This window comes from Alphaproteobacteria bacterium GM7ARS4 (assembly GCA_014332745.1).
GTDB lineage: Bacteria > Pseudomonadota > Alphaproteobacteria > GM7ARS4 > GM7ARS4 > GM7ARS4.
This window is the reverse complement of sequence record JACONL010000015.1, coordinates 1-12,422: the sequence shown is the minus strand read 5'-3', so window position 1 is coordinate 12,422 and position 12,422 is coordinate 1. Positions and strand designations below refer to the sequence as shown.

Below are 12,422 nucleotides of genomic sequence, written 5' to 3'. Positions count from 1 at the left end.
CTGTATCGAGGATACAGCCCGTTATCGTAGGAGCCTCTTCCTCGTAGACTTCCTCTACATATTCTTCAATCTCTTCTTCCTCGATGAATTCTTCAAATTCTTCCTCGAAAAAGCCCGGTTCAACATCGGCAAAGGCATTGCCTTGGATGCCCACCAGTCCGAAGGCAAGAATCCACGCGAGCATATATACAGATACTTTATGCATGTTTAATCTCTCCCATAGAGTGGATGAAAACGACCCCCTTCGCCATCCCAGAATGCCTACTGTCTCAACAAGCACAACACCCTAAGAGGCGACTCCAACTATCCTAAATGACGTATATCATGATGTCAATAACTTTGTCTGTCATAAGAGGATATATTGCTTTATGTCGTCAGCAAAAAGCCCGTCTCTCCCTTGAGGGGGACGGGCTCTTTGTTGCCTTTGAGGCTTTGTGGTGTGTTGTGAGCCTCTAGAAGTCCATCTGCGCCCTGAGTTGCACGCCACGATGGTGGAGGTCTGATGGACAGCGGGTGGCGTCTGGCGCTCCTGCTCCCTGAATGGACGCACAGGCATAGTTGCTTTGCTCCACATGGACATATTCACCTATGAGCTTGATGTAGGGGTTGATTTTCCACGTGACGCCAGCGGTGATACCCCAGAGGCGTCCGCCTTCGTTAAAGCCTACGTTGTTAGCAAGGGGTGTCTCACTATCATCCAGATTGAGGAGGTGATAGCGCAAAGAGAGGCCAACGGCGCCCATGCCGCCAGCGCCGAGACGACGGATAGGAAGCACACGCCCAAAGACTCCTTGCTCGGCAATGTAGGCGTTGCGCTCTCCTGTGAGCCACCAGTTGCCTTGAATGTAGAAGAGATGGTGTCCTACATCATCACCCACAGCGCGGTCATGGCCGATACGGGTATATCCCATCTGTCCGCCATAGTTCTTCCATCCGCCTGCCGCCTCCAGACTGAGAATATAGAAAGAGTCGGAGTTAGGCGCAGTGGGGACACCACCGACTGTCCTGATAGCGTGATTGTTATTGGCGTTAAACAGAACATCCGTATCGACATCGATAAAGGCTTGGGTGAAAGGGGCAATGGAACGGAAGTTTTGTGCTGTTGCCGCGCCATTTTGGTTGAGATATTTTCCTCCCACGCCCACATGGCTATACCAATTGCCTTCCATGTAGGGCGCGTGCGTTATCCGCCCATAGATGCCCACATCATCGCCCCCTTCATCATAGGCGACATCCAAATCATGTTGCTCTAGATGCGCACCAACCATGGCGGTCGTCTTCTTATCACGATGGCGATAAGAGACTTGGACGGCAGGGTAGCGTGGCTTTGTGATACCGAAACTATCGCCAAAGAACCCCTCCATGAAGACGTCAAAGCGTGAGTCATTGGCTTGGGTCAGGTCATAGGGCGTCTTTATAATCCCCACTTGGAAAGTGAAGTCCCGCACGCCCTTATAGCCAATATAGGCATCGGTGATACGACCACGGTCATTATTGGGGTTCTGGCGTTTCGTTGTCCGTTGCCTAAAGTCATAGTCCAACTTGTAGGTCCAGTGGCGATAGAATGTGCCAGCAATGCCGATGCGTGCGGAACGCACGCCTGCTCCACTGGATAACGGCTTGAACTGCCCGCGTCCCTGACCGGCCACGGGGCTATCGCTATTGACAAAGAGGGCGTCCGTGAAGAGACGGGCTGTGAGGCGCGCTGACCAATTTTCACACAAGACACCAACACGCGCCTCCGTATCAAGGATACAGCCCGTTATTTGAGGTTCTTCCTCATAGGCTTCTTCTACATAGTCCTCGAGGGCTTCTTCTTCAATGAACTCCTCAAACTCTTCTTCGAAAAAGCCGGGTTCTACATCGGCTTGGGCGTCATACTGAATGGAAAAAAAACCAAAGGCGCACAAACACGCCATCATATAGGGATAACTTCTACGCATTCTCCTATTCTCCTCACAATAAAATGACAAGTCTTTCCTCTTGTCGTTCTTCTCGAAACATCTCCTACAAAAGAGCCCGTCTCCTCAAGAAGGGAGGAAACGGGCTGCTTTTACGGAGAGCTGGACACAGAAGCGACCTCTTTAGAAGTCAATCAGTGCCCTAAATTGGATGCCACTGGGCGTGTCGCCTCCCAAACAGGCCACTGCTGTTGGGTTACCAGCGCCTCGAACAGAACCGCAAGCGAAAGCATCACGCTCCACATGGACGTATTCCCCGACGAATTTTACGTACGGGTTAGGCTTCCACATGACAGCGGCCGTGATACCCCAGAGACGTCCGCCTTCGTTGAATCGTGCAGTAGCGGGCGCGCCATCAGAGGATACGAAACCCGTTCCGCTATCATCCAAGAGCAAGCGGTGGTAGCGCACAGAGACGCCGACAGCACCCATGCCACCCGCACCAAGACGGCGGATAGGAACGATACGTCCAAACACACCTTCTCGAGGATCATAGGCGTTGCGTTCTTCGGTCAGCCACCAATTCCCCTGCACATAGAACATGTGCTGATTGACAGAGTCACCGCCGCCAACAGGGCTATGGGTCATGCGGGTCAATCCCAACTGCCCGCCATATTGTCTCCAGCCACCCGCAAGGTCAAGATTGACAACATAGCTAGACTCGTAAGAGGCCGCGCGGTTGGCAACGAAGAGAGGGTCGTCTCCCACTCTGGCGATCGCCGTCGTGAAGGGAGCAACAGATGTGTAAGTCTGGAAGGCATCGTCGCCATTCCTCGCGACATATGTGCCACCAATCCCCACATGGCTATACCACTCGTTGCGTAGGTACGGCGTGTAAGACACACGCCCATAGAGGCTGATGTCGTCACCATCCTCAGAACCATTCTCGATGTTGTAGGGCTCTAGATGGACACCGACATTTGCCAAGACTTTATATTGTTTGTCGTAATAAGAAGCAGCAATGCCCGGATAACGTGGCTTCGAATTGCCATACACATGCATAGCTGTCGCGTTTTCCATAAAGAGGTCAAAGCGAGAATCGTTCGCCATCGCCAAACTATAGGCTGCTTTCATATTGCCTACACGAATGGTGAAGTCCTCGATGCCCCGATAGGCGATATAGGCATCCGTGATCTGCCCCCTCGCGCTCTCGCCCATAAAACGACTACTGTCCTCATCGACATCGATGTTATCAAGGCGCTCTTGGACAAAGTCATACTCCACCTTGTAGACCCAGTCCCGATACAGCGTGCCAGAAACGCCTATACGCGCTGTGCTCAGTCCAGCACCGCTCGAGCGGGGACGGAATGCACCATCAGAAGCAGAGTCAGTACCCAAGAAAAGGGCATCCACGCCAAAACGACCAATGATACGAGTCGACCAATTGTCACACAAAATGCCCAAGCGGGCCTCCGTGTCAAGGATACAACCGCTAATCTGCTCTTCATACTCAACTTCTTCGAACTCTTCTTCGACAAACTCTTCGAAGTCCTCCTCTTCAAAGAACTCCTCTTCTTCCTCAAAGAACTCCTCGTCAAAGAAGTCAGGCTCCACATCTGCCTGTGCCCTATTGGGTGCGATGGACAGAGCAACGCCTAAGGCAAAAGCGATAAAATAAAGGGGTAGTTTGTTCATTACAGACACTCTCCGTTATGCGTTAACAATGTTACGTGACGCACTTGAACTCTATGACAAGCCCGCCTGCTCCTCATACTACAAAAACCCTATACAGATGTCAAGGTTTTGTTCTATAAGACAATCCATACAATGAGGGGCTATTCAACTCTAGCCCCTTGTCTCAAGATAGTCAAATAAAATAATCATATTATGCTCTGTTATGCATGGTGTCATCGTCTATGGTGACAACCGACATGTCTCTCTCCTATTGTATGGTCTATATGACAGCGCCCTCCGCTGACGAAGCACAGACTATCGCCCAGTGCCTTATTCAAGAACGTCTGGCGGCATGTGTCCATCTCTGTCCCCCCATCGAAGCACTCTTTGTGTGGCAGGGATTACAGAAACGCACGGAATATCCTCTCATGGCAAAGACGACGTCGCAACAACAAGAGCGCCTTTGCCAAAGGGCAAAAGAACTACATTCTGACTCATGTCCCGGTATCGTTGTCCTTCCCATATGTCATGGTGTTCCAGATTTCCTTGCATGGATAAAGGAACAGACGACACCGCCAGCGCCATCATAAGGGCGGATAAAAGGCATGGGGTGGTATGTCGACCTTGCCGTCTATGGCAGGCATCGACATGACATGGTATGCAATGCATAGATATATGCATGACATGAGAGAGCTTTGCCTTTATAGTGAGCCTAGAGAAACCCGCAAGCACATCGAAGAGGATGAACAGGATGATGACGACAAAAGAGACAGCACCGACGCATAGGAAAACATCATCGCTCCCCCTACGTCTGAGCATGGATGGAAGAACGGCTATGGGAAAGACGCCTATCCCCACATCCCGCCCTGTCCAGTGGTATCTCATCGATGCGCAAGGCATTGTCTTGGGACGTATGGCGAGCTATGTGGCGACTCTTCTTCGGGGGAAGCACAAAGCGCATTATACGCCTTTCTTGTCATGTGGAGACAAAGTGATCATCGTCAATGCCCATAAGGTAGCTCTCACAGGGAGAAAACGGCATGACAAACGATTTTATTGGCATACGGGATATCCGGGGGGTATCAAATCCATATCGCCACGCCACATGCTTGCCACGAAACGCCCAGAGCGCCTCGTTATGAAAGCGGTCGAGCGTATGGTCAAACGCGGTCCCTTAGGGCGCAAAATGATGAAAAATCTTTATGTCTATGCCAAAGAGACCCATCCCTTTGACGCTCACAAGCCTATCACCATCGATATGGCGGCGCGCAATCCTAAAAATGTTCAACGCTCGATGCGTGTGGCGTGAAAATAGGTGGTATGATAGACGAGCGTGACGTAGTATCATCGTCATGAGAGGATAATATAGGGAACATGAGAGGACAAGAACCATGGCAGAGACACAAGCAGGAAGAGACACGACAGCGCCCCAGCCTACGACATCCCCCACGACACCTCATGGCGGCGGCACGGAAGCGCCACAACATCTTCGGGTTGCCCAACCCCTTGATGCTCTGGGGCGCGCTTACGCCACAGGGAAACGCAAAAATGCCATTGCGCGGGTATGGCTCAAGGCGGGACAAGGGACGATTATCGTCAATGGCAAGAATGCCGATGATTATTTTGCTCGTCCTGTCTTGCGTATGATCTTGCGTCAACCTTTTGCTGTCATCAAAGATGAAAATGGTTATGACATTAAGAGCACGGTCAAAGGGGGAGGGCTCTCGGGTCAGGCGTCGGCTTTGCGCCATGGTATCAGCAAGGCATTGTCTTCCTATAATCCCAATCTCCATGCGCCCCTCAGAAAAGCGGGATTCATGACTCGCGACGCACGGGTCGTTGAGCGTAAAAAATATGGACGCCATAAAGCGAGAAGGTCACATCAATTCTCAAAACGTTAAGGTGTTCTGGTGATTGGGGACATCCTGTGATGCTGTATGACGATTATTTCTTTCACGCTCCAGCTCATCTTTATTAAGAATGTGAAGGTGGCGGGGTCGAGTTTCGAAGCCGCCCTGTCATCTTTTTGTGGTGATGGTGATTTCTGGCCGTCCGTCTCACTCCCTTATTTCGAAGGGGAGGTGACAGATGACGTGATAGGGTGGTGTTATTATCCCTTCTCGCGACAACGTATCGATGAACAAAAGCTGGTCTATCTTGGGCAACATCAGCCTTTGCATACCCGAGTCCTTCCCCATAGTTTTGCAAAAGTCATCATGGAGGCGGTGGGACAACGTGTCTTTTCCCAATTTCTGAAGGTTGCCATGATACGTAATCCCTTCGAGAGAGTGGTGAGCGATTATGCTTGGGTCTCTCGGAACAAAGTCGCCAACGGCCATGCCCTCTCCGTTGACGATTTTAGGCAATGGTTTCTCACCCATGGGAGCAGAGGCACCAGAAGAGACAGCGCACGATGTTGTATCGAGACAGCCTATGATGCCATCGATGTGTGGCTTCGCTACGAACATCGAGAACAGGATATGGCGTGTTTGTCGGAACGGCTAGGCTTGAAAGAGAATGTCTATGATGCCTTTAAGGGTAAAACAGGAAAACGTAACATACGCCCGCCATGGCTCACAGCCCATGCATGCTTTGATGGCTTTCGCGACGGCATAGAGAGGTTGCGGCGGGATTATGCCATCGAATTGACAACCTTCGGCTATGATGTGCCATGAGCATGGAGATGGGTGTCTTATGATTATTTCTTTCACATATCGCTATATTTTCCTTAAAACCCAAAAGGTGGGCGGGGAAAGTATGGAGAATGCTCTCTATGAGCGTTTCTTTGACCATGACCATGACCTGTGCCATAATTTTCGAATTGTTGCTCCCCATAAGACACCAAAAATATATCCTGAACAATATCAGCAAAAAATACAGGAAGGACTCCAAGCCGAAGGGCCGCATATGACGGGACGGCGCGTGAAAGCCATGTTAGGAGACGCCTATCACGATTTTTTTGTCTTTTCTATCGAGCGCAACCCCTTTACGCGCATGGTCAGCCTTTATTTCTATACCAAACATATCTATGAGCAAGAGAAAAAGAGGCGAGCGGCGCGGGGAGAACCCTATGAGGCAAAAGACCCGTCCTCTTTTCGAGAGTGGCTGTTGACGGTGGATAGACCCCATTTTTGTCGCAACAGGGGCATATGTTCTCTCCATGAGGACAAGCCTTATGATGGCGTGAATTTTATCATACGCTATGAACACATGGCGTATGACGTGACCCAGCTGTCGCGCTGTCTGGGGTTTCGTGAGAATATCTATGATACATATCGCACAATGAGCAAACATCGCTCCATACGCCCTCAAGGCATGACGGCATGCCATCTCTTTTCGGGTTTTGATGAGGGGATTGCGAGGGTGCGGAAGGAATGTGCCATCGAGTTAGACACATTTGGCTATGACGCGCCGACACAGAAGGGCGTCTCAGGGATGACACCATGATTATTTCTTATCATCGGCAATTTATCTTTATAAAAACGGTGAAAGTCGCAGGCTCGAGCCTCGAATTTGCGCTGTGTCAGCATTGTGGCGCGCATGACATTTTCTTTCCAGAGGCTGCCTTGCGGGAGCAATTACCGCCACCCTCTCAGAGGACACGAACGCGCCCGCCTGATGTACAGCACAAGCACATGTTTCATCAACGTGTGGGACACACGCCCGCAAAAGAAATCGCCAGAGTCCTAGGAGATGACCTTTTTCGTCGTTTTCTGAAAATCTCTGTCACGCGCAATCCTTTCGATACGGTCGTGAGTCACTACGCATGGCTCAGACGTAGTGAAGGGGAGGCGTATCTTATGGTGCGTGATAATTTCATTGAATGGTTTTGGCAACATCGGTGTCACGTTTTGCATTACAACAGGCGCTTATGCACGCTTGTTGAGCCTTATGACGCTGTGGATTTCATGGTGCGTTATGAATCTCTTGAGAGAGATTTACATCGCTTATCGTTGCGCCTTGGTCTCGCCGAGAATCTCTACAGAGTCTTTATGCATATCAAGGAAAAGGGACATTTTCGTCCTCGAGGCCTCACGGCGCGCCATTGTTTCGAGGATTTTGATGACGGTATCGTCTCTGTGAAAAGGCATGCGGCTGTGGAGTGCGCGCGCTTCGGCTATGACGTCCCATTTTAAACGTCACGGGTCAAGAGAGGGCGGGTCTGCTCTTGTGTCCTTTTAAGAGATGTTTTTGTGTCGAGTCGATCATCATCCCCGCCACATCTTGGTCCGTGGCCTCTTCTATGCCTTCTAGGCCTGGGGATGAGTTAATTTCGAGCACCATAGGGCCTCGTTTTGAGCTGATAATATCGACGCCCGCCACTTGCAATCCCATAGCGTCTGCGGCCTTGATGGCAATTTTTTTCTCTTCGCTGGTGGCTTTAGCGGCTTGCGCTGTTCCGCCAAGGTGGAGATTGGCGCGAAATTCACCAGCGGCGGCTTGGCGCTGTATGCACCCCACAACCCGTCCATCGATGACAAAGCAACGTAAATCTCGCCCATTGGCCTCTTTGACGAATTCTTGGACAAGGATATTGGCCTTGAGGCTCTTGAACGCGTCGATAACACTCTCTGCGGCCTTTGCTGTTTCGGCAAGGACGACACCTTTTCCTTGTGTGCCTTCCAAGAGTTTAATGACAAGGGGAGCGCCCCCCACCATATCGATGATGGACGACGTCTCCATTGGTGAATTGGCAAAGCCTGTTGTTGGCATGGGAATACGGCGATAGGCTAACATCTGGAGCGAACGTAGTTTGTCTCGCGAACGCGCAATAGAGATGGAGTCATTAAGACAAAAAGCGCCTGTCGTCTCGAATTGTCTGGCAACGGCACAACCATAAAACGTCATAGAGGGACGTATGCGCGGGATGATGGCATCGGCATTATTGAGGAGCTGTCCCCCTCGATAGAAAATCTGGGGGTTAGACGAACTCATGTTCATGTAGCACTGGCTGATATTGACAAAACGCATGTCATGGCCCCTCTCTTCTCCCGCCTCCATGAGGCGTTCGTTAGAATAGAGTTTAGGATTAGACGCCAAGACGATAATACGCATCTTATCTTTGACAGGACGTCTTTTGCTCGTTTTATAGTGGGCTTGCGCCTCTTTATCGTCTACGCTCCCAAGGAGCATGGCGCTATTGGGGTCAATAAGAACGTGATGTCCCAGTGCTTCTCTGCCAATGAGCATGCGAAATCCCATCGTGTCTCGGTTGGCAAGAGAGACCTCAATATCCCATGTCTCGTTTCCCAGTGTGATGGCGGTTTTGATGATGGGGCGACGTTGCGCTTCCCCTGAGGAGCTCTTGATCGTGCGCGTATCGATCACAGGCGCGCGACAGCTTTGCATGGTTTTGCTGTCATGCTGAAGGGGATGGATGTCGAAATGAACGAAACGTTCGCCATTCTCTTCGAACTCATGGATATTGAAAGCATGGAGGGATGACGTGGCCGCCCCTGAGTCGATACGCGCCTTGATAGCAGGCAAGCCTAAGGATGGCAAAGCGCACCATTCTTCTTTTCCGACAATGGTCCTTTCTTGTTTTGTATCGGATGGTGGGGGGGGCATGGAGATCGTCCTCTTGAGATTGTCTTCTACGTGAGTTGGTGGATGGGTCCGTATTGGCTGTCGGCGAGTGTATCATATTCTTTGAGGGCTTCATAGTCCTCTAATGTGGCAATATGGAAGGTGGCGTCACCAGCATTGAGAAGAGGAATGGTTGTCGCGCCGATGATGACGCCATCCAGAGGCGATTCGATACGCGCATGATTGTCGCCAAAAGGGTCGGACATCATGCCGAGAATTTGCTTTTTCACAACCCTATCGCCTGCTTTGACATGACTTTGTAGGCTTCCGCTATGGGGGGCGCGCACCCAATGACTTGAGAGCGCCGTAAAAAATGTATCGCGGTGATGCGAGGGCTTCTGTATTTTTTGCGGGAGCATGCCGATGACATACATGACGTTGCGTATGCCTTTGAGGGCGACGTCGATGGCATAGGGGTCATAGCGCAACGCTTCGCCCCCCTCGAAGAGGAGCATCGGCATATGGAGGCGACGGGCTGCTTCTCTGAGCGAGCCATCACGTAATTGGGCGTCAATAATGACAGGCGCTTGAAAGGCTGTGGCGATGTTATGTGTGTCTTTGTCTTTGAGATAGGCGCGAATCTGTGGATAGTTCGTGCGGTGGAGCGCCCCTGTATGTAAGTCGATGCCATGGGTCGCTTTCATCACAATCTCTTGCATGAAAATATGCGCCAATTGGCTTGCTAGGGGCCCACGAGGATGCCCAGGAAAAGAGCGGTTAAGGTCGCGCCTGTCTGGCAGATAGCGAGATTTATCGTTATAACCAAACACATTGACAATGGGAACGGCCATGAGCGTGCCATGGATATGGTTGATGAAGGCTGAACGAAGCAATTGACGAATCACCTCCACCCCGTTGATTTCGTCGCCATGGATGGCCGCCGAGACAAACAGGCGAGGCCCATCCTCTTTTCCCCGTATCACGTCAACAGGCATCGTCATGGTCGTAAAGTCATAGAGCTGGGGAAGACGGATAAAGACGCGCTGACGTTCCCCTGGGTGAATGGGTGTCCCCCCTATGACGAGGGTGTCATGCGCCATGAGTCTTGTCCTGAGCCTTATGAGGGGAATGGTCTATCGTCATGCATACGTATAATATGTGTGTTGTACCATATATATGTGTTGTATCCTATGGAGCGCCTCCATAGGCGTTGTCGCACAATACCATATACATATGGTGTATGTGTTATGTCATTGACAACGGGGCGTCTGACGTGGTAATGGGGTGTGTTAAGAGAAGTACAACGGGTCATCCATAGGGAAGTTCTTTGGTCATCATTTCTTTCAAACACAGGTTTATTTTCATCAAGCCTACGAAGGTGGCGGGGACAAGCCTCGAGGTTGCCCTCTCTCGTTTTTGTGGCAAAGATGATGTGATGAGTCGGTTTCGTGAAGAGGAAAGCAATCAGTTGAGGGCGCGTTTTTACCCGTATCCCGTGCGTAATACAATTGAGCTGGTCAAGCATGGGGAAAAATGCACGTCTAAACTGGTTGTGCATGGGTCAGTTCATCAATTAAGGTCTTTTCTAGGGAATGATGTCTTCCGCCGCTTTCTCAAAATCTCTGTGATTCGTAACCCTTATGACTGGGTCGTCAGTCTTTATGCGTGGCGGGCTCATAAAAGGCGTTGTGGACCATCTCGGGAGACGAGTGTCTCTCTCTTTAGGCGATGGTTTCTCGAGAACATTGAAGACGAGCTCTATAGACAAGAGCGTCGATACGCCACGCTCAAGCACCCTTATGATGCCGTTGATTTTATGATTCGTTTCGAGCATTTTGAGGAAGACCTCACCGCTCTCTCACAGAGGTTGGGACTCACCGAGAATATCTATGACACATTCAAGGGGATACGAGAGAAGGGACATGTGCGCCCACAGAGTCTCACAACGCGGGCATGTTTCGAAGGTTTTTTTGAGGGGATAGAGATGATGAAAAAACACTATGCTATTGAGTTAGAAAGGTTCGGTTATGACCTGCCATGGTTGCCTGAAAGTTTGTCTGGGGGGTTGCCTGAAAGTTTGCCTGGGGGGTTGTCTGGGCTGTCTGTTCCCACAGAGACCCCACAAGAGATGATGAGGGAAAACGTATGACCATCATTTCTTTCAAACATCAGTTTATTTTCATCAAATCCAAGAAGATAGCGGGGACAAGCCTCGAGATTGCCCTCTCTCGTTTTTGTGGCAAAGATGATGTGATGAGTTGTTTGGGGAGCGAGAACAGAAAACGTTTGAGGGCGCGTTTTTACCCGTACCCCGTGCGCGGGCATGTAAAGACACCGAGGGCAAGGATGCTTAAGTTAAAATCGCACTTATATGCGGAGACAATAAGAGCCATAGTGGGGGATAGTATTTTCCACCATTTTCTCAAAATCTCTGTGATTCGTAACCCTTATGATTGGATCGTCAGTCTTTATGCTTGGCAAAACTTTGCCAAGCCGAGGCAAGAGCCACATCACCTCTTCGTCCCTCAATTTAGGAGATGGTTTCTCAGGAGCATTGAAGACGATGTCTATAGACAAGGGCGTCGATACGCCACGCTCAAGCGTCCCTATGATGCTGTTGATTTTATGATTCGTTTCGAGCATTTCGAGGCAGACCTCACGGCTCTCTCACAGAGGTTGGGACTCGTTGAGAATATCTATGACACATTCAAGGGGATACGAGTGAAGGGAGGTATACGTCCGCCAGCCCTCACAACGCGGGCGTGTTTCGAAGGTTTTTTTGAGGGGATAAAGATGATGAAAAAGCACTACGCCGTTGAGTTAGACACGTTCGGTTATGACCTGCCATGGTTGTCTGGGGGGTTGCCTGAAAGTTTGTCTGGGGGGTTGTCTGGGCTGTCTGTTCCTACAGAGACTCCACAAGAGATGATGAGGTAAAACGTATGACCATCATTTCTTTCAAACATCAGTTTATTTTCATCAAGCCTAGGAAGGTGGCGGGGACAAGTTTGGAGATTGCCCTCTCCCGTTTTTGTGGCAAAGATGATGTGATGAGTCGGTTTGGGGACAGGAAAAGCAATCGGTTGAGGGCGCGTTTTTACCCGTATCCTGTGAGGAACAAGATTGATGTGGTCACAGCAAATGGGGAAAAACGCGCATTTAAACTGGGCGCACATATGGATGCCATGACATTACGGACTCTTCTGGGGGATGACGTCTTCCGCCGCTTTCTCAAAATCTCTGTGATTCGTAACCCTTATGATTGGGTTGTCAGTCTTTATGCTTGGAAATTTAAGCGCCGCCTTGCCGACGAATGGAGTC

At 50.4% G+C, this 12,422-nt stretch carries 14 protein-coding genes; 9 read left to right on the top strand and 5 right to left on the bottom strand.

Going from position 1 to position 12,422, the window contains the following annotated elements; translation table 11 throughout:
• From GDA54_06835 to GDA54_06825, 3 genes are all read right to left on the bottom strand, one after another.
• Nucleotides 1-184: hypothetical protein (locus GDA54_06835; GenBank protein ID MBC6498013.1), on the bottom strand; the 184-nt coding region annotated here is incomplete at its 3' end.
• A 268-nt stretch (nt 185-452) separates the two neighbouring features.
• Entirely contained in the window at nt 453-1,943 is a 1,491-nt protein-coding gene (locus GDA54_06830; protein MBC6498012.1) for a hypothetical protein, read from the bottom strand.
• A 141-nt stretch (nt 1,944-2,084) separates the two neighbouring features.
• Nucleotides 2,085-3,596 carry a hypothetical protein gene (locus GDA54_06825; GenBank protein ID MBC6498011.1) on the bottom strand — a complete coding sequence of 504 codons (1,512 nt, stop codon included), beginning with the start codon at nt 3,594-3,596 and terminating at the stop codon, nt 2,085-2,087.
• A gap of 236 nt (nt 3,597-3,832) precedes the next feature.
• On the opposite strand from GDA54_06825, the gene GDA54_06820 reads away from it, so the two are divergent.
• The 6 genes from GDA54_06820 (at nt 3,833) to GDA54_06795 (ending at nt 7,711) form a co-directional block, all read left to right on the top strand.
• Nucleotides 3,833-4,165, top strand: a complete 333-nt coding sequence (locus GDA54_06820) for a divalent-cation tolerance protein CutA (protein MBC6498010.1) — start codon at nt 3,833-3,835, stop codon at nt 4,163-4,165.
• A 245-nt stretch (nt 4,166-4,410) separates the two neighbouring features.
• Nucleotides 4,411-4,884 carry a 50S ribosomal protein L13 gene (rplM, locus tag GDA54_06815; GenBank protein MBC6498009.1) on the top strand — a complete coding sequence of 158 codons (474 nt, stop codon included), beginning with the start codon at nt 4,411-4,413 and terminating at the stop codon, nt 4,882-4,884.
• A gap of 82 nt (nt 4,885-4,966) precedes the next feature.
• A complete protein-coding gene (gene rpsI / locus GDA54_06810) occupies nt 4,967-5,476 on the top strand; it encodes a 30S ribosomal protein S9 (protein MBC6498008.1) in 510 nt (169 codons plus the stop codon).
• A gap of 36 nt (nt 5,477-5,512) precedes the next feature.
• On the top strand, nt 5,513-6,250 hold the full coding sequence (locus GDA54_06805) for a hypothetical protein (GenBank protein MBC6498007.1): 738 nt from the start codon (nt 5,513-5,515) through the stop codon (nt 6,248-6,250).
• 19 nt (nt 6,251-6,269) lie between these two features.
• Nucleotides 6,270-7,022: a sulfotransferase family 2 domain-containing protein gene (locus GDA54_06800; GenBank protein ID MBC6498006.1), complete on the top strand. Its 753-nt coding sequence runs from the start codon at nt 6,270-6,272 to the stop codon at nt 7,020-7,022.
• Complete coding sequence (locus tag GDA54_06795; GenBank protein ID MBC6498005.1) at nt 7,019-7,711, top strand: sulfotransferase family 2 domain-containing protein; 693 nt, start codon at nt 7,019-7,021, stop codon at nt 7,709-7,711. Before GDA54_06800 ends, GDA54_06795 begins: the two co-directional genes overlap by 4 nt.
• A gap of 10 nt (nt 7,712-7,721) precedes the next feature.
• Here GDA54_06795 and rimK read toward each other — a convergent pair whose 3' ends face one another.
• Both rimK and GDA54_06785 read right to left on the bottom strand, forming a co-directional pair.
• Nucleotides 7,722-9,143: a 30S ribosomal protein S6--L-glutamate ligase gene (gene rimK / locus GDA54_06790; protein MBC6498004.1), complete on the bottom strand. Its 1,422-nt coding sequence runs from the start codon at nt 9,141-9,143 to the stop codon at nt 7,722-7,724.
• A 26-nt stretch (nt 9,144-9,169) separates the two neighbouring features.
• Nucleotides 9,170-10,201: a succinylglutamate desuccinylase/aspartoacylase family protein gene (locus GDA54_06785; protein MBC6498003.1), complete on the bottom strand. Its 1,032-nt coding sequence runs from the start codon at nt 10,199-10,201 to the stop codon at nt 9,170-9,172.
• A 227-nt stretch (nt 10,202-10,428) separates the two neighbouring features.
• Between GDA54_06785 and GDA54_06780 the strand changes: the two genes are divergently transcribed.
• The 3 genes from GDA54_06780 to GDA54_06770 all read left to right on the top strand — a co-directional run.
• Nucleotides 10,429-11,250, top strand: coding sequence for a sulfotransferase family 2 domain-containing protein (locus GDA54_06780; protein ID MBC6498002.1), 822 nt, complete (start codon nt 10,429-10,431; stop codon nt 11,248-11,250).
• Nucleotides 11,247-12,038 carry a hypothetical protein gene (locus GDA54_06775; protein ID MBC6498001.1) on the top strand — a complete coding sequence of 264 codons (792 nt, stop codon included), beginning with the start codon at nt 11,247-11,249 and terminating at the stop codon, nt 12,036-12,038. The genes GDA54_06780 and GDA54_06775 overlap by 4 nt, the downstream gene beginning before the upstream one ends.
• A 5-nt stretch (nt 12,039-12,043) precedes the next feature.
• A partial coding sequence (locus GDA54_06770) for a hypothetical protein (GenBank protein MBC6498000.1) occupies nt 12,044-12,422 on the top strand: 379 nt, incomplete at its 3' end.

What these genes read in the sequence shown, in the direction of transcription:
- GDA54_06785 (MBC6498003.1), bottom strand. Translation starts at nt 10,201, where the DNA reads ATGGCGCATGACACCCTCGTCATAGGGGGGACACCCATTCACCCAGGG.
- rpsI (MBC6498008.1), top strand. Translation starts at nt 4,967, where the DNA reads ATGGCAGAGACACAAGCAGGAAGAGACACGACAGCGCCCCAGCCTACG.
- GDA54_06805 (MBC6498007.1), top strand. Translation starts at nt 5,513, where the DNA reads ATGACGATTATTTCTTTCACGCTCCAGCTCATCTTTATTAAGAATGTG.
- GDA54_06825 (MBC6498011.1), bottom strand. Translation starts at nt 3,596, where the DNA reads ATGAACAAACTACCCCTTTATTTTATCGCTTTTGCCTTAGGCGTTGCT.
- GDA54_06800 (MBC6498006.1), top strand. Translation starts at nt 6,270, where the DNA reads ATGATTATTTCTTTCACATATCGCTATATTTTCCTTAAAACCCAAAAG.
- GDA54_06795 (MBC6498005.1), top strand. Translation starts at nt 7,019, where the DNA reads ATGATTATTTCTTATCATCGGCAATTTATCTTTATAAAAACGGTGAAA.
- GDA54_06775 (MBC6498001.1), top strand. Translation starts at nt 11,247, where the DNA reads ATGACCATCATTTCTTTCAAACATCAGTTTATTTTCATCAAATCCAAG.
- rplM (MBC6498009.1), top strand. Translation starts at nt 4,411, where the DNA reads ATGGGAAAGACGCCTATCCCCACATCCCGCCCTGTCCAGTGGTATCTC.
- GDA54_06820 (MBC6498010.1), top strand. Translation starts at nt 3,833, where the DNA reads ATGTCTCTCTCCTATTGTATGGTCTATATGACAGCGCCCTCCGCTGAC.
- GDA54_06830 (MBC6498012.1), bottom strand. Translation starts at nt 1,943, where the DNA reads ATGCGTAGAAGTTATCCCTATATGATGGCGTGTTTGTGCGCCTTTGGT.
- rimK (MBC6498004.1), bottom strand. Translation starts at nt 9,143, where the DNA reads ATGCCCCCCCCACCATCCGATACAAAACAAGAAAGGACCATTGTCGGA.